The organism is Stenotrophomonas sp. CASM110 (assembly GCF_049384345.1).
Classification (GTDB): domain Bacteria; phylum Pseudomonadota; class Gammaproteobacteria; order Xanthomonadales; family Xanthomonadaceae; genus Stenotrophomonas; species Stenotrophomonas muris.
In genome coordinates, this window is sequence record NZ_JBMRGI010000015.1 from 22,362 (window position 1) to 38,840 (window position 16,479).

A 16,479-nucleotide genomic window follows, 5' to 3' on the forward strand; every position below is an offset into this window, starting at 1 on the left:
ATGCGTCGCAAGCGCCGGAAACAACGACGCCGCCCTGGAAGGCGGCGTTTTTATCTTGAAATTCAACGATCTACGGAATCAGGCGTAGGCCGGGGTGGCATATTCCACCGGATCCGGGGTGGTCGGCGAGTCGAAGCTGACCCATTCCCAGGCGCTGGCGTCGGCCATCAGGGCCCGCACCAGCTTGTTGTTGAGCGCGTGGCCGGACTTGAAGCCCTCGTAGGCGCCCAGCACCTGGCCACCGGCCAGGTAGAGGTCGCCAATGGCGTCAAGGATCTTGTGGCGCACGAACTCGTCGGCGTAGCGCAGGCCGTCTTCGTTGAGCACGCGGAACTCGTCCAGCACGATGGCGTTGTCCATCGAACCGCCCAGGCCCAGGTTGCGCTCGCGCATGTATTCCAGGTCGCGCATGAAACCGAAGGTGCGCGCGCGGGAGATTTCCTTGGTGTAGGCCAGCGTCGAGAACTCGATTTCCTGCCGCGACTGCTTGGCCGGGATCATCGGGTGGTCGAACTGGATGGTGAAGCCCAGCTTGTAGCCCTCGTACGGGGTGAAACGGGCCACCTTGTCGCCCTCGGTCACCTCCACGGTCTTGAGCACGCGGATGAAGCGCTTGGGCGCATCCTGTTCGATGATGCCCGCCGACTGCAGCAGGAACACGAACGGGCCGGCCGAACCGTCCATGATCGGCAGCTCGGCCGAGGACAGTTCGACGATGATGTTGTCCACACCCAGGCCGGCCAGCGCCGACATCAGGTGTTCGACGGTCTGGATCTTTGCGTCGTTGCAGGTCAGGCCGGTGCACAGGGTCACTTCGGTGACCAGTTCGGCCTTGGCCGGCACCTCCACCACCGGGTCCAGGTCCACGCGGCGGAACACGATGCCATGGTTGACCGGTGCCGGGCGCAGGGTCATGTAGACCTTGTCACCACTGTGCAGGCCAACGCCGGTGGCGCGGATCGTGTTCTTGAGGGTGCGTTGCTGGATCATGGGGGATGGACCGGAAGTGACACATTAGATTAACACGCGCACTCCCCTACCCCGGCTGAAACGCCAGTTGCAGCCACCGGCAGAATCCACCGGCACGCCGCTGGAAAGCGCGTGAAGCAGGGCGGCCGGGCCCATCCTGGCCCGGCGCCCGCGTTTTCAGGACATGGTGGCGCAACCCGGGGAGGACAACCCCGGGCCGCCCCGCTTAGTCCGCCTGGCGGCGCAGGAACGCCGGGATGTCCAGGTAATCGTTCGGCAGTTCCGCCGCCGCCGGGGCCGAAGCGGCCGGGGCCGAAGGGGCGGAGGCCGCTGCGGTATCGCTGCTGGCGCGACGCAGGCCCAGGCCCATGCCACCCACCGCCTTGGAGACGGCATCGCCGCCGTTGTCGAACTCGCCGAACTCCGGCTGGCCGGTGGTGGCGTTGCGGACCAGCTTGATCGGCGCACGCTCGCCCGGACGCTGGGTCTTGCTGGCCGAGACGCGGTTCAGGCCGGTGGCCACCACGGTCACGCGCACTTCGTCCTGCATGTCCGGATCGAGCACGGTGCCGACCACCACGGTGGCATCTTCGGAAGCGAAGCCATCGATGGTGCGGCCGATCTCGTCGAACTCGGCCATGGTGAAATCGGCGCCGGCGGTGATGTTGACCAGGATGCCGTTGGCACCAGCCAGGTTCACATCGTCCAGCAGCGGGTTCTGGATCGCCGATTCGGCAGCGGCCTGGGCGCGGTCATCGCCACGGGCGGTGCCGGTACCCATCATCGCCAGGCCCATTTCGGACATGACGGTGCGCACGTCGGCGAAGTCGACGTTGATCAGGCCCGGACGCACGATCAGGTCGGCGATGCCCTGCACGGCGCCCTGCAGCACGTCGTTGGCAGCGCGGAAGGCCTGGATCATGGTCGCGTTGCGACCCAGCACGGTGATCAGCTTCTCGTTCGGGATGGTGATCAGCGAGTCGCAGTGCTGGCTCAGTTCCTCGATGCCCTTCAGCGCCACCTGCATGCGGCGACGGCCTTCGAACGGGAACGGCTTGGTGACCACGGCCACGGTCAGGATGCCCATTTCCTTGGCCAGCTGTGCCACCACCGGCGCAGCGCCGGTACCGGTGCCGCCGCCCATGCCGGCGGTGATGAACACCATGTCGGCGCCCTGCAGCGCGTCCATGATGCGCTCACGGTCTTCCAGCGCGGCCTGGCGGCCGACTTCCGGGTTCGCGCCTGCGCCCAGGCCCTTGGTCACGTTGGTACCCAGCTGCAGCTGCAGCTTGGCACCACAATTCTTGATGGCCTGCGAGTCGGTGTTGGCAGTGATGAATTCCACGCCATCCACCGCCGAGTTGACCATGTGCGCCACGGCATTGCCGCCGCCGCCGCCCACGCCAACCACCTTGATCACCGCATTGGGTGCCATCTTTTCGATCAGTTCAAAATGCGCCATGTCCGTGTCCTCGTTGTATCCGCTTTGGCTGGCATGGGCATTCGGGCGTCCTGCCGTCCTGCTGCATGCCGACGTTGCGGCTGTGTGGGTTGTGTGTAGCCGGTATTGCGTTGTGATGCGGGTACTGCGGGTGTTGCGCCCGGGCGAGGCCCGGGTTTACGGGTTCCGCGTCAGAACTCGCCGCGGAACCAGGTCTTGAGTTTCTTGAACATGCTTCCGGCGCGCCCGGTGGGCAGCGACGGCCGCCGCGGGTGCTCGATCTGGCTGCCCATCAGCAGCAGGCCCACGCCGGTGGCGTGTACCGGGTTGCCGACCACTTCGCCCAGGCCGGTGACGTGCTGCGGGATACCCACGCGCACCGGCATCTGCAGCATTTCCTCGGCCAGTTCGACCACGCCTTCCATCTTCGACGCGCCACCGGTCAGCACCATGCCGGCGCGCACCAGCTCCTCGAAGCCGGAGCGGCGCAGTTCGGCCTGCACCATCTCGAAGATTTCCTCGTAGCGGCCCTGCACGGCCTGCGCCAGCGAATGGCGCGGCATGCGGCGCGGCGGGCGGTCGCCCACCGACGGCACCTGGATGCTCTCCTCGGCCGTGGCCAGCTGGGCCAGGGCGCAGGCATAGCGCACCTTGATCTGCTCGGCTTCCGGGGTCGGCGTGCGCAGCATGTGCGCGATGTCGTTGGTCACGTGGTCGCCGGCGATCGGCAGCGAGGCGGTGTGGCAGATCGCACCCTGCACGAACACCGCGATGTCGGTGGTGCCGGCGCCCATGTCGACCAGCACCACGCCCAGCTCGCGCTCGTCGGCGGTCAGCACCGCCACGCTGGAGGCCAGCGAGGACAGCACCAGGTCGTCCACCTGCAGGCCGCAGCGCTGCACGCACTTGCTGATGTTGGCCGCCGCCGACTGCGCGCACACCACCAGGTGCGCATGCACTTCCAGGCGCACGCCGGTCATGCCGACCGGGTTGCGGATGCCTTCCTGCGAATCGTCCAGCACGTACTCGCGCGGGATCGCGTGGAGGATCTTCTGGTCGGCCGGGATCGCCACCGCCTTGGCCGCGTCGAGCACGCGATCCAGGTCGCCCCAGGTCACTTCACCGTCGCGGATCGGCACGATGCCCGGCGAGTTCTTGCACTGCACGTGGTTGCCGGAAATCGAGGCGTACACCGAACGGATCTCGCAGCCGGCCATCAGCTCGGCTTCTTCCACCGCGCGCTGGATCGACTGCACGGTCGATTCGATGTCCACCACCACGCCGCGCTTCAGCCCGCGCGATTCGTGCGAGCCGATGCCGATCACTTCGATCGGGTTGCCCGGCGAATACTCGCCCACCAGCGCCACCACCTTGGAGGTGCCGATGTCCAGGCCAACGATCAGCGATTTGTCACCCTTGCGATTCATGTCCTTTCCTGCGTGCTTCTGGCCGGGGTCGCCGGCGTTTTCGCCGGCGTGGCCGGGGTACCCCAGCTCAGCGTGAAACCATTGGTGTAACGGAGGTCGGCGCGCTCGATCGGCGCGTCCTGACGGTTGAGCTGCGGCAGCACCTTGACGAAGCGCTGCATGCGCGAGCGCGCGTCGTCGCGGCCGACCACCACTTCGGTGCCGTTACTCAGCACCAGCGACCAGCTGCCGCGTGCGTCCATCGTCACCCGGCGCACATCGACGCCGGCCGGTGCGAACAATGCACGCGAGTCGCTGTACAGCTTCATCACTTCCGCGGTCTGGCTGTCCGGGCCATCCAGCTCCGGCAGCGCCAGGTCGGACAGCTTCTTCGGCGTGGGGAACAGCTTGCCCTGCTCGGACACCAGGCGGTCGGTACCCCAGCGGGCGAACGGCTTGTGCTCGACCAGGGTCACTTCCAGCACGTCCGGCCACTGCTTGCGGACCTGCGCGCTTTCCACCCACGGCAGCTTTTCCAGGGCGTCCTGCGCGTCCTGCAGCTTGACCGCGAAGAAACCGGCGCGCGCATACGGCAGCAGCACCTGCTGCAGCTGTTCGGCCGGCACCCGCTTGAACTCACCATGCACGCGTAGCTTCGCCAGCGGCCAGCGCTCGGCGCCGACCCAGCCATTGACTACGGCCACCACCGGCAGTGCAACCACCGACAGCGCCAACAGCCAGACGAAGATGCGCAGCACCGCATTCATGCGTGCGAGGCCTCCAGGGTCTGTTCCAGCACGCGCCACACCAGTTCCTCGAAACCGATGCCGGCCTGGCGGGCCGCCTTGGGCACCAGCGAATGGCTGGTCATGCCCGGCGCGGTGTTCACTTCCAGCAGGAAGAAACGGCCGCTGTCGCGATCGCGCATCACGTCCACGCGGCCCCAGCCACGGCACCCGGCGGCACGGAACGCGGCCAGCGCGATGCGCCGGATGTCCTCTTCGTCGCCACCGTCCAGGCCCGGACACAGGTACTGGGTGTCCTCGGCGATGTACTTGGCGTTGTAGTCGTACCACTGGCCCTTGGGCACGATGCGGATCGACGGCAGTGCGACGTCGCCAAGGATGGCCACGGTCAATTCGTCGCCGACCACCATCTGCTCCATCAGCAGCTGGCCGTCGTAGCGCGCAGCCAGGGCCACCGCTTCATCCAGCCCGGCGTCATCGGTGACCCGGCTGATGCCCACGCTGGAGCCTTCGTTGGCCGGCTTCACCACCACCGGCAGGCCGAGTTCGGCGGCATTGGCGTGCACGTCCTCGGCAGTGACCTTGCGGTACTGCGGGGTCGGCAGGCCCAGCGACAGCCACACCTGCTTGGTGCGGATCTTGTCCATGCTCAGCGCCGAACCCAGGACGTTCGAGCCGGTGTACGGCACGCCGAAGGCGTCCATCAGGCCCTGCACGATGCCGTCCTCACCGCCACCGTTGTGGCCGTGCAGGATGTTGAAGACGCGATCGATGCCACCGGCGGCGAGCGCGCTGGCGAGCGCCGGAATGCCGTCCACCGCGAACGCATCGACGCCACGCGACTGCAGGGCTTCGAGCACGTTGCGGCCCGAATCCAGCGACACCTCGCGTTCGCTGGAACTGCCGCCCAGCAGCACGGCGACGCGGCCGAACTCGGCCGGGTCGGTCACGCGCAGCGGCGGGAAGGTCAGCGTGCTCACGCCTGGCCCTCCCCCTTGAAACCTTCCACCGCGATATGGGTGGCCACGGCACCGATGTCGCCGGCGCCCATCATCAGCAGCAGGTCACCGTCCTGCAGCACGTCCGGCAGCACGCTGGCCAGCTCGGCGGCCTTGCCCACCACCACCGGCTCACTGCGGCCACGCGCGCGGATGGCACGGGCCAGCGCGTGCGAGTCGGCGCCGGCAATCGGTTCTTCACCGGCCGGGTAGACCTCGCTCAGCACCAGCGCATCAACGCTCGACAGCACGGCGGCGAACTTGTCGAACTGGTCGCGGGTACGGCTGTAGCGGTGCGGCTGGAAGGCCACCACCAGGCGCTTGTCGGCCCAGCCACCACGAGCGGCGGCGAACACTGCCTCCAGCTCGCTCGGGTGATGGCCATAGTCGTCGATGATGCGGACTTTGGCGCCACTGGCGGTGGTCACCTCGCCCAGATCGTTGAAGCGACGGCCGACACCGGCGAAGCCCTCCAGCGCGCGTGCGATCGCGTCCGGGGCCACGCCCAGCTGCCAGCCCACCGCAGCGGCGGCCAGCGCGTTGAGCACGTTGTGCCTGCCCGGCAGCGCCAGCACCACTTCCTGGCTGGTGCCCTGCGGCAGGCGCAGGGTGAAGCGCATGCGCGACCCTTCCTGCACCACGTTCTCGGCGCGCACGTCGGCCTGCGGGCTCATGCCGTAGCTCATCACGTGGCGCGGGGTCCTGGCGGCCAGCGCGGCGACTTCCGGATCATCGATGCACAGTACCGCCAGGCCGTAGAACGGCAGGCGCTGCAGGAACTCGGCAAACGCCGCCTGCACGCGGGCGAAATCGTTGCCGTAGTTTTCCAGGTGGTCGGCATCGATGTTCGTGATGATCGACATCAGCGGGTTCAGGCGCAGGAAGCTGCCATCGCTTTCATCGGCCTCGGCCACCAGCCACTGCCCGCCACCCAGCTTGGCGTTGGCACCGGCGGCCAGCAGCTGGCCACCGATCACGAACGTCGGGTCCAGGCCACCTTCGCTCAGCACCGCAGCGGTCAGGCTGGTGGTGGTGGTCTTGCCATGGGTACCGGCCACGGCGATGCCGCGGCGGAAGCGCATCAGCTCGGCCAGCATCGCCGCACGCGGCATGATCGGAATGCGCTGGCTGCGTGCTTCCATCAGTTCCGGGTTGTCCTCGCGGATGGCACTGGAGACCACCACGCAGTCGGTGCCCAGCACGTTGGCCGCGGAGTGGCCGCGCATGATGCGCGCCCCCAGGCTGGCCAGGCGGCGGGTCGCCACGTTGTCGGCGTTGTCCGAGCCGGACACTTCATAGCCCAGCGTCAGCATCACTTCGGCGATACCGCTCATGCCGGTGCCGCCGATGCCGACGAAATGCACGCGCGGGAACGCGCGCACCAGGTCGTTGGTGTCGTGCAGGCGGCGGATCATGCGCGGCCTCGCGCAGGGCAGGCGCGGTGGCATGCCTTCTTCATACAGCTTCCTCGAGAATGATATCGGCGATGCGCTCGGCGGCATCGACCTTGGCCAGGGCACGCGCGGCTTGCGCCATCTGCATGCGGCGGGCGGGATTTTCGGACAGATCGCGCAGCAGTGCGGCAATGCCGTCGGCCAGCGTTCCGTCCTGCTTCAGCAACACCGCCGCGCCGCGCTCGACCAGGTACTCCGCGTTGCGGGTCTGGTGATCGTCGACGGCAGCGGGGAATGGCACCAGCACGCTGCCGACACCGACCGCGCACAGCTCGGCCAGCGTGGACGCGCCGGCGCGGCAGACAACCAGGTCAGCCCAGGCAAAGGCTTCGGCCATGTCGGCGATGAACGGCGTGATTTCCGCCTGCACACCGGCCTTGGCGTAAGCCTCCACCGCTTCGGCATGCATCTTCTCGCCGCTCTGGTGGCGCACCTGCACCGGCAGGCCGGCGCCCAGCGCGGCAATCGCCTGCGGCACGCCGGTATTGAGGGCACGCGCGCCCTGGCTGCCGCCCACCACCAGCACCCGCAGCGGGCCCTGCCGGTCGGCGAAGCGCTGTTCCGGCGGCGCGATGGCAGCGATTTCCGCGCGCACCGGGTTACCGACGAACTCCTCGCCCTTGGCGAAGGTGCCCGGGAAACCGGTCAGCAGGCGACGCGCATAACGCGACAGGATGCGGTTGGTCAGGCCCGGCGCACGGTTCTGCTCATGCACGATCAGCGGCAGGCCATGCAGGCGCGTGGCCATGCCACCGGGGCCGGAGGCAAAGCCACCGAAGGCGACCACCGCGCGCGGCTGGCGCTGGCGGATGATGAGCCCGGCCGCGCGCAGCGCGCGCATCAGCCGCCACGGCGCCGCCAGCAGGGCCAGCTTGCCCTTGCCGCGCAGGCCAGTGATGGCCAGCGTATCGATGGCGATGTCGTGCTGCGGCACCAGGCGGGTTTCCATCGCACCGTCGGCGCCCATCCAGGTCACCGGCACGCCGCGCTGGCGCAGCACGCGGGCCACGGCCAGGCCGGGAAAGATGTGACCGCCGGTGCCTCCGGCCAGGATCATCACCGGGCGCCCACTCTCGGTGGCTGCACTCATGACAGCCTCCCGAAGGTCGGTTCGATGCGCGACTGCAGGCGGCTGGTGCCACGTGCGGCGCTCGCTGCAGCGGACGCGGGTGCGACCGGCTCGGCACGCATCGGCACGCTGGCGTCCACCGCTGCGGCGGGCTTGTCCATCGGTTCGGCCGCGGCGTCTTCGGCGCCACCGATGCGCACGGCCTGGCGGCGCTCGGCGCGCTTGAGTTCATACGACACGCGCAGCAGCAGGCCCATCGCCACGCAGGTCATCAGCACCGACGAACCGCCGGAGGAGATCAGCGGCAGGGTCAGGCCCTTGGTCGGCAGGATGCCCAGGTTCACGCCGATCGAGACGAAGGTCTGCATGCTGATCCACAGGCCGATGCCGAAGGCGATGTAGCCAGAGAAGTGGCGCTTCATTTCCACGCAGCGCATGCCCAGCCAGAAGGTGCGGCCGACCAGCAGCGCATACAGCGCCACGATCACGCAGGTACCCAGGAAACCGAATTCCTCGGCGGTGACCGAGAAGATGAAGTCGGTGTGCGCTTCAGGCAGGTAGTACAGCTTCTGCACGGAGTTGCCCAGGCCGACGCCGGTCCATTCACCACGGCCCACCGCCATCAGCGCGTTGGACAGCTGGTAGCCGTCGCCCTGCTGGTCGGCCCACGGGTCCAGGAAGGAGGTGATGCGGCGCATGCGGTACGGCTCGATGATCGCCAGCGCGCTCATGCCGACCAGGCCGATGATCACCGGCATCGACATGCGCGGCATGTTCACCCCGCCCAGCACCAACATGCCGGCGGTGATCGCCAGCAGCAGGGTCGAGGAACCGAAGTCCGGCTGCAGCAGCAGCAGCACCACCAGCGCACCGGCCACGCCCAGCGGCTTGAGCATTGCCGGCCAGGTCGCATTGACCTCGTCGCGGAAACGCACCAGGTAGCTCGACAGCCAGACGATGTAGAGCACTTTCACCGCTTCGACCGTCTGGAACTTGGAAATGCCCAGGTTGATCCAGCGGCGCGCACCGTTGACCGTGCTGCCCAGTCCCGGTGCGAACACCGCCAGCAGCAGTACGAAGCAGCCCAGCAGCAGCATCTGGTTGTACTGCTCGATCGACTTCAGCTCGGTGCGGGCGGCAATGACCGCCAGCACGATACCCACCGCCAGGAAGATCAGGTGGCGGTTGAGGTAATAGAACGGGCTGCTCATCAGCGCGATCGAGCTGGAGGCCACCATCACCACGCCGACACCGGTGAGCGCGATGATCGCGCCCAGCAGCCACTTGTCGTAGCTGCCTTCGATGGCTTCAAGGCGTGTTGCCTGGCGGGACAGGTCGTTCATCTCAGCGCACCTTCAACGTGGCCAGGCCGATCAGCACGAGCACGACGGAGATGATCCAGAAACGCACGATCACGCGCGGCTCCGGCCAGCCCTTCAGTTCGAAATGGTGGTGGATCGGCGCCATGCGGAACACGCGCTTGCCGGTCAGCTTGAACGAGGCGACCTGGATCATCACCGACAGCGTTTCGATGACGAACACGCCGCCCATGACCACCAGCACCAGCTCCTGGCGGGTGATCACCGCGATCGTGCCCAGCACCGCACCCAGTGCCAGTGCGCCGATGTCGCCCATGAAGACCATGGCCGGGTAGGTGTTGAACCAGAGGAAGCCCAGGCCCGCGCCGGCGATGGCCGCACAGATGATGACCAGCTCGCCGGCGCCCGGGATCTGCGGGATCTGCAGGTAGTTGGCGAACACCACGTTGCCCGAGGCGTAGGCGAACACGCCCAGCGCGCAGGCCACCAGCACGGTGGGCATGATCGCCAGGCCGTCCAGGCCGTCGGTCAGGTTCACCGCGTTGGAGAAACCGACGATCCAGAAGTAGGCGATGGCCACGAAGCCGATGCCGGCCAGCGGCAGCGCGACCGACTTGAACATCGGGATGTAGAAGGTCAGCGCCGCCGGCACGTCGGCCGTGTAGAACAGGAACAGGCCCGCAGCCAGGCCGAAGATCGACTGCAGCAGGTACTTCCAGCGCGACTTCAGGCCGTTCGGGTCACGGCGGACGATCTTGATCCAGTCGTCATACCAGCCGATGGCGCCGAAGCACAGCATCACCGCCAGCACCAGCCACACGTAGCGGTTGCGCAGGTCGGCCCACATCAGCACCGACAGGGTGATGGTGAGCAGGATCAGCGAACCGCCCATGGTCGGCGTGCCGGCCTTGGAGAAATGGGTCTGCGGACCGTCCTTGCGGATCGGCTGGCCGCCCTTGAACTGGGCAAGCTTGCGGATCATCGCCGGGCCCAGCCACAGCGACAGGAACAGGGCCGTCAGCGCGGCAAGGATGGCGCGGAACGTCTGGTAGTTGAACAGCCCGAACAGGCTCTCCAACTGCTGCAACCATCGAGCCAGTTCATACAACATGCGGGGATTCCTCTCCTTGCGCCAGCAGCGCTTTGACAATCGTGTCCATGGCGCTGCCACGGGAACCCTTGACCAGGCAGCGCACGCCGGCGTGCAGCTCGTCCTTCAGCGCCTGCGACAGCGCGTCGTGGGTGGCGAAATGGCGGCCGCCTTCGCCGAAGGCGGAGGCGGCCGCGGCGCTGAGCGGGCCCAGTGCATACAGGCGCTTCAGGCCGGCAGCACGTGCGCGGAGGCCGGCCTGCGCATGCAGCGCTTCCGCGTCCGGGCCCAGCTCGCGCATGTCGCCCAGCACCAGCCAGCCCTCTTCCGGCGCCGCAGCCAGGGCATCGATGGCCGCGGCCAGCGACCCGGGGTTGGCGTTGTAGCTGTCATCCACCAGCACCGCGCCATTGCGCAGCTGATGGGCGATCTGGCGACCCGGCACCGGCTGCGCTTCGGCCAGGCCGGCGGCAATCAGCGCCAGATCGACACCGGCGGCCAGCGCCAGGCTGGCGGCGGCCAGCGCATTGCTGACGTTGTGGCGACCCGGCAGGCCCAGCACCACGCGGGCTTCGCCGGCCGGTGCGACCAGAGTGAACTGGCTGCCCTGCGCACCGGCGCGGATATCGCGCGCGGTCACGTCCGCCGAGTGTTCCAGGCCATAGCGCAGCACGCGGCAACGCGCCGGGGTGCTGATGAAATGCTGTTCGAACCAGCGCCCATAGGCATCGTCGGCGTTGATCACCGCCACGCCATCGGCCGGCAGCGCGGCGTAGATCGCGCCCTTGGTCTCCGCCACGCCGAGCAGGCTGCCCATACGTTCCAGGTGCGCCGGGGCGATGTTGTTGACCAGCGCATAACGCGGGCGGGCGATGTCGGTCAGGTAGGCGATGTCGCCCGGCTTGCCGGCGCCCATCTCGTAGACGGCGTAGTCGGCATCTTCCGGCGCATCGATCACCGCCAGCGGCAGGCCGATCTCGTTGTTGCGGTTGCCCGGGTTGGCGTAGACCACCTTGTGCGCGTGCTGGGCCACTTGCTGCAGGATCGACAGCAGCAGGCTCTTCACGCTGGTCTTGCCATTGCTGCCGGTGATCGCGAACACCTCGGTGCCACGGTCACGCTGCATGCCGGTGGCGATCTTCGCCAGCGCCAGTTCGCTGTCGGCCACCAGCACCTGCGGCAGTTCGACCGGCAGCAGGCGCTCGACCAGCAGCGCACTGGCACCGCGCGCCTGCGCGTCGGCCGCGAAGTCATGGCCGTCGAAACGCTCGCCGCGCAGCGCCACATACAGACTGCCCGGACCGAGATTGCGGGTGTCATTGCTGACCGCATCGATGGCCACGTCGTCGCCGTGGATCTCGCCGCCGGCCCAGTGTGCGATCAGCGAAAGCAGGGTGCGCTTCATGCGGCGCCCTCCCCGGCCTGCGCGCTGAGCACACCGGCCTTGGCCGCCAGTGCAGCGGCGGCCACTTCGGTGTCGTCGAAGTCATGGCGCACGCCATTCACTTCCTGGTACGGCTCGTGGCCCTTGCCGGCGATCAGGATGATGTCGCCGGCACCGGCACGCTTCACCGCCAGGCCGATCGCACGCGCGCGGCTGCGCTGCACGGTCACGGCATCGGCGTTCTGGAAGCCGGCCAGGATGTCAGCCACGATCACATCGCCATCTTCGCCGCGCGGGTTGTCGTCGGTGACGATGACCTGGTTGGCCAGGCGCTCGGCAATCGCCGCCATCTGCGGGCGCTTGCCGGTGTCGCGCTCGCCGCCGCAGCCGAACACGCAGAACAGCGTGCCCTGCAGGTGCCCGTGGAGGCTGTCCAGCGCCTGTTCCAGCGCATCCGGGGTGTGCGCGTAGTCGACCACCACCGTCGGCAGGCCGTCTTCACCGCCCAGGCGGTTCATGCGGCCACGGATCGGCTGCAGCGCCGACAGCACCTCGGCAATACGCGGCAGCGGCTGGCCCTGCGCGCGCAGGGTACCGGCCACGGCCAGCAGGTTGTCCACGTTGAAGCGGCCCAGCAGCGGCGACTGCACCGTCGCGCACTGGCCGTCGATGACCAGCTCGAAGGCGATGCCACGACCGTCCAGCTGCAGTGCCTCGGCGCGCACGCTGGCGTCGGTGGCACCACGCGAGCTCAGCCCGATCGCCTGCACGCCGGCCGGCAGGCCCGCGAACAGCTGCCGGCCGAAGGCATCGTCCAGATTGATCACCGCCGCCTTCAGGCCCGGGCGATGGAACAGCCGCGCCTTGGCCGCGCCGTAGCTGGCCATGTCACCGTGGTAGTCCAGATGGTCGCGGGTGAGGTTGGTGAACACCGCCACGTCGTAGTGCACGGCGTCCACGCGGCCCTGGTCCAGCGCATGCGAGCTGACTTCCATCGCCACCGCGCGCGCACCGGCGTCGCGCAGCTGGGCCAGCAACGCATGCATCTGCAGCACCAGCGGCGTGGTGAAGCCGGTCGGCTCGACCGCACCATAAAGTCCGGCGCCCAGCGTGCCGATACTGCCACTGGGCGTTCCGAGCAGATGCCAGGCCTGGGCCAGCAGCTGCACGGTGGAGGTCTTGCCGTTGGTGCCGGTCACGCCGACCATCGCCATCGCCCGCGATGGCGCGCCATGGAACTGGTCGGCCATCGCGCCCATGCGCGCGCGCAGGCCCGGCACGGCGATCGCATCAGCCGGGGCCGGCAGATCGGCCGGTGCCGGCGGTTCGAACAGGATGGCACTGGCACCGGCAGCGCGCGCCTGCTCGACAAAGCCCAGGCCATGCGCGCCGAAACCGGCGATGGCGACGAAGGCGTTACCGGGGCGCACGGCACGGCTGTCCAGCACCAGGCCGGTCAGAACGGGATCATGACCCGCCAGGGCCACGTCCGGAAGCAACTGCGAAAGCAACATCGAAGGACTCATTGCGTGCCTCCCGTAGCGGGCGGCGTCTGGGCTTGCGCGCTTGGCAGCGCAGCGTCGAATTCAGCGGCGGCATCGACCGGCAGCGCGGTCTCGGCCGGCGGCGCAGGCAGAATCGACGCCGAATGGCCGACCTTGCCCGACTGCTGTGCGGCCAGCCACGACTGCAGGTCGTCCAGCGGCACGTCCATTAGGCGCAGGGTGCCTTCCATCACGTTGTGGTAGACCGGCGCCGACACCAGGCCGCCGTAGAACTTGCCGGCCTGCGGGTCGTTGATGACGATGACGGTGGCGAAACGCGGGTTGGTGGCCGGCACCACGCCGGCGAACAGCGCGTTGTAATGGCCGCGCTCATAACCGCCCGGGCCGGCCTTGCGCGCGGTGCCGGTCTTGCCGGCCACGCGGTAACCCAGCACCGCCGCCTGCTTGGCGCCGCCCTGGGTGACTACCGTTTCCATCATCGCCACCACCTGCCGGGCGACGTTCTCGTCGATGATCTGCTGGCCTTCATTGCGCTGGCCCTTGACGAAGGTCGGCGCGATCAGGCGCCCGCCGTTGGCCAGCGCCGAGTACGCGGTGGCAATCTGCAGCGGCGTGACCGACAGGCCGTAGCCATAGGACATGGTGGTCTTGGTGGTACCCGACCAGCGTGCCGGACGCATCACCACGCCGGCCGATTCGCCCGGGAAACCGCTGTGCGGCGCCGAGCCATAGCCGAAGCGGCGCACGCCGTCGTAGAAGGTCTGGTCCGGCATCTTCGCCGCAACCTTGGCCGCACCCACGTTCGAACTGCGGGTGATCACGCCGGTCACGTTGAGCACACCGTTGTTGCGCGGCACGTCGCGGATGGTGAAGCGGCCCAGGGTCATGTAGCCCGGGTTGGTGTCGATGATGGTGTCCTTGGTCACCGCACCGGCCTGCAGCGCGGTGGCGATGGTCAGCGGCTTCATCGTCGAACCCGGCTCGACCAGGTCGGTCACCGCGCGGTTGCGGCGCGTATCGGGGATCGCACCGGTCAGCGAGTTCGGGTTGTAGGTCGGCAGGTTGACCATGGCCAGGATCTCGCCGGTGGTCACGTCCATGATCACCATCGAACCACCGGCCGCCTTGTTGGCCACCAGCGCGTTGCGCAGTTCCTTGAAGGCCAGGTACTGGATGCGGCGGTCGATGCTGAGGGTCAGGTCCTTGCCCGGCTCGGCGGCGCGCAGCAGATCGCTTTCGACGGTCTCGCCCTTGCGGTTGCGGATCACCCGCTTGGCACCGGCCTTGCCGCGCAGCCATTCGTCGAACGCCAGTTCCAGGCCTTCCTGGCCGCGGTCGTCGATGTTGGTGAAGCCCAGCACGTGCGCCATCGCTTCGCCCTGCGGGTAGAAGCGGCGGAACTCGCGCTGCGCGGCCACGCCCGGAATCTTCAGCGCGACCACCTTCTCTGCCTCGTCCGGATTGATCCGGCGGCGCAGGTACATGAATTCCTTGTCCGACTTCTGCGACAGGCGGCTGCTCAGCTCATCCACCGACATGCCGACCGCCTGGGCCAGCTCCGGGATGCGCTCGGGCGAACGCAGCAGGTCCTGCGGGTTGACCCAGATCGAGGCGACCGGGGTGGACACCGCCAGCGGCTCGCCGTTGCGGTCGGTGATCATGCCGCGCGAGGTCTTGATCGGCAGCTCGCGCAGGTAGCGGGCCTCGCCCTGGCGCTGGTAGAAATCGCTGTTGATGATCTGCACGTAGGCCGCGCGACCCACCAGCGACACCGAGCACAGGCCAAGCGCCAGCGCGACCCAGCGCAGGCGCTGGCGCAGGTTGAAGGCGTTGCGCGGGCGGTTGCGGCCGGTCTTGCTCATGGGCGCACCACCACGATGTCAGCGGCCTCGGGGAACTTCATGCCCAGCTTCTCGCGGGCAATGCGGTCCACGCGGTTGGCTTCGGCCAGGGTGGCCTGTTCCAGCTGCAGGCGGCCGAACTCAAGGTTGATGTCATCGCGCTTGCGCTCGGCACGCGACAGCTCGATGAAGGTCTGCCGGTGGCGGTGGCGCACGAACACCACGCCGATCGCCGAGGCGACGGTGCAGGCCAGCAGGATGATCAGCAGCAGCCGGCTCATGCATCGCCCCCCCGCTTCTGTGCCACGCGCAGCACGGCGCTGCGGGCACGCGGGTTGGCGGCCAGCTCTTCGTCGGTGGCCTTGATGGCGCCGCCGATCAGGTCCAGCGTCGGCACGAACGCAACCGCCTCGGGCAGCCGGCGGTTGGCCGGCGGCGCCTTGGCCAGGCGGTTCATGTACTGCTTGACGATGCGGTCTTCCAGCGAGTGGAAGCTGATCACCGCCAGGCGGCCACCGGGCTTGAGCCGTTCCACCGCCGCATCGAGCCCGGCTTCCAGATCGGCCAGCTCGCGGTTGATGTGGATGCGGATGGCCTGGAAGCTGCGCGTGGCCGGGTGAATCTTGTCCTTCCCACGCGGCATCACCGAGGCGATCAGCTCGGCCAGTTCGGCGGTGCGGGAGAACGGCTGCTTCTCGCGGCGGGCCACGATGGCGCGGGCGATGCGCCGGCTCTGGCGCTCTTCGCCGTAGGTCCACAGCACATCAGCGATCTCGCGCTCTTCGACGCGGTTGATCCACTGCGCGGCGCTTTCACCGCTGTCCGGATCCATGCGCATGTCCAGCGGGCCGTCCTTGCCGAAGCTGAAGCCACGTTCGGCCACGTCCAGCTGCGGCGACGACACGCCGAGGTCGAACAGCACGCCGTCCAGGCCTTCGGCCGTCGCGTCCCACTGCAGCAGCTGGGCGAAGCTGCCCCGGAAAATGGACACGCGCGGGTCCGGCGCGAAATCGCGCTCGGCAACGGCGATGGCTTCCGGATCCTTGTCCATGACCAGCAGGCGCCCCTCGGGACCGAGCTGGGTGAGCACGCCACGTGCATGACCGCCACGACCGAACGTGCCATCCAGATAACGTCCGTTTTCGATCACCCTCAGGCCTTCAAGGACCTGGGTGTACAGGACCGGCAGGTGCACCGCCGGCGACTGCGACACCGGAAGGTGACCGGCCTGCGCTTCTGGGCGCATCCGGGCACCCC

13 protein-coding genes and 1 pseudogene are annotated in these 16,479 nt (G+C 68.2%); all 14 read right to left on the reverse strand.

From position 1 onward, the window contains the following. Positions 1-78: 78 nt before the first annotated feature. Entirely contained in the window at positions 79-990 is a 912-nt protein-coding gene (gene lpxC / locus VG561_RS13985) for a UDP-3-O-acyl-N-acetylglucosamine deacetylase (RefSeq protein WP_049440195.1), read from the reverse strand. 205 nt (positions 991-1,195) lie between these two features. Beyond that, positions 1,196-2,431, reverse strand: coding sequence for a cell division protein FtsZ (ftsZ, locus tag VG561_RS13990; protein WP_005415297.1), 1,236 nt, complete (start codon positions 2,429-2,431; stop codon positions 1,196-1,198). Between the two features lie 170 nt (positions 2,432-2,601). After that, positions 2,602-3,837, reverse strand: a complete 1,236-nt coding sequence (ftsA, locus tag VG561_RS13995; protein ID WP_005408083.1) for a cell division protein FtsA — start codon at positions 3,835-3,837, stop codon at positions 2,602-2,604. A gap of 68 nt (positions 3,838-3,905) precedes the next feature. Then, positions 3,906-4,583, reverse strand: a pseudogene (locus VG561_RS14000) (cell division protein FtsQ/DivIB); the annotation flags it as partial. Then, positions 4,580-5,542, reverse strand: coding sequence for a D-alanine--D-alanine ligase (locus VG561_RS14005; RefSeq protein ID WP_014645943.1), 963 nt, complete (start codon positions 5,540-5,542; stop codon positions 4,580-4,582). The pseudogene VG561_RS14000 and the gene VG561_RS14005, both read right to left, overlap by 4 nt. Continuing rightward, entirely contained in the window at positions 5,539-6,975 is a 1,437-nt protein-coding gene (gene murC / locus VG561_RS14010; protein WP_014645942.1) for a UDP-N-acetylmuramate--L-alanine ligase, read from the reverse strand. The genes VG561_RS14005 and murC overlap by 4 nt, the downstream gene beginning before the upstream one ends. Before the next feature lie 40 nt (positions 6,976-7,015). Next, positions 7,016-8,104: an undecaprenyldiphospho-muramoylpentapeptide beta-N-acetylglucosaminyltransferase gene (gene murG, locus VG561_RS14015; RefSeq protein WP_049406067.1), complete on the reverse strand. Its 1,089-nt coding sequence runs from the start codon at positions 8,102-8,104 to the stop codon at positions 7,016-7,018. Continuing rightward, positions 8,101-9,426, reverse strand: coding sequence for a putative lipid II flippase FtsW (gene ftsW / locus VG561_RS14020; RefSeq protein ID WP_014645940.1), 1,326 nt, complete (start codon positions 9,424-9,426; stop codon positions 8,101-8,103). The genes murG and ftsW overlap by 4 nt, the downstream gene beginning before the upstream one ends. A gap of 1 nt (position 9,427) precedes the next feature. Then, positions 9,428-10,513 carry a phospho-N-acetylmuramoyl-pentapeptide-transferase gene (gene mraY / locus VG561_RS14025; protein ID WP_423179700.1) on the reverse strand — a complete coding sequence of 362 codons (1,086 nt, stop codon included), beginning with the start codon at positions 10,511-10,513 and terminating at the stop codon, positions 9,428-9,430. Next, the gene (locus VG561_RS14030) at positions 10,503-11,897 is read right to left on the reverse strand and encodes a UDP-N-acetylmuramoyl-tripeptide--D-alanyl-D-alanine ligase (protein ID WP_423179701.1); all 1,395 of its coding nucleotides are present in this window, start codon (positions 11,895-11,897) and stop codon (positions 10,503-10,505) included. The genes mraY and VG561_RS14030 overlap by 11 nt, the downstream gene beginning before the upstream one ends. After that, positions 11,894-13,402 carry a UDP-N-acetylmuramoyl-L-alanyl-D-glutamate--2,6-diaminopimelate ligase gene (locus VG561_RS14035; RefSeq protein ID WP_423179702.1) on the reverse strand — a complete coding sequence of 503 codons (1,509 nt, stop codon included), beginning with the start codon at positions 13,400-13,402 and terminating at the stop codon, positions 11,894-11,896. Before VG561_RS14035 ends, VG561_RS14030 begins: the two co-directional genes overlap by 4 nt. Then, entirely contained in the window at positions 13,399-15,243 is a 1,845-nt protein-coding gene (locus tag VG561_RS14040; protein ID WP_014645937.1) for a peptidoglycan D,D-transpeptidase FtsI family protein, read from the reverse strand. The genes VG561_RS14035 and VG561_RS14040 overlap by 4 nt, the downstream gene beginning before the upstream one ends. Next, positions 15,240-15,503, reverse strand: a complete 264-nt coding sequence (gene ftsL / locus VG561_RS14045; RefSeq protein ID WP_005415286.1) for a cell division protein FtsL — start codon at positions 15,501-15,503, stop codon at positions 15,240-15,242. Before ftsL ends, VG561_RS14040 begins: the two co-directional genes overlap by 4 nt. Beyond that, positions 15,500-16,468, reverse strand: coding sequence for a 16S rRNA (cytosine(1402)-N(4))-methyltransferase RsmH (gene rsmH, locus VG561_RS14050; protein ID WP_014645936.1), 969 nt, complete (start codon positions 16,466-16,468; stop codon positions 15,500-15,502). The genes ftsL and rsmH overlap by 4 nt, the downstream gene beginning before the upstream one ends. Positions 16,469-16,479: the final 11 nt, after the last annotated feature.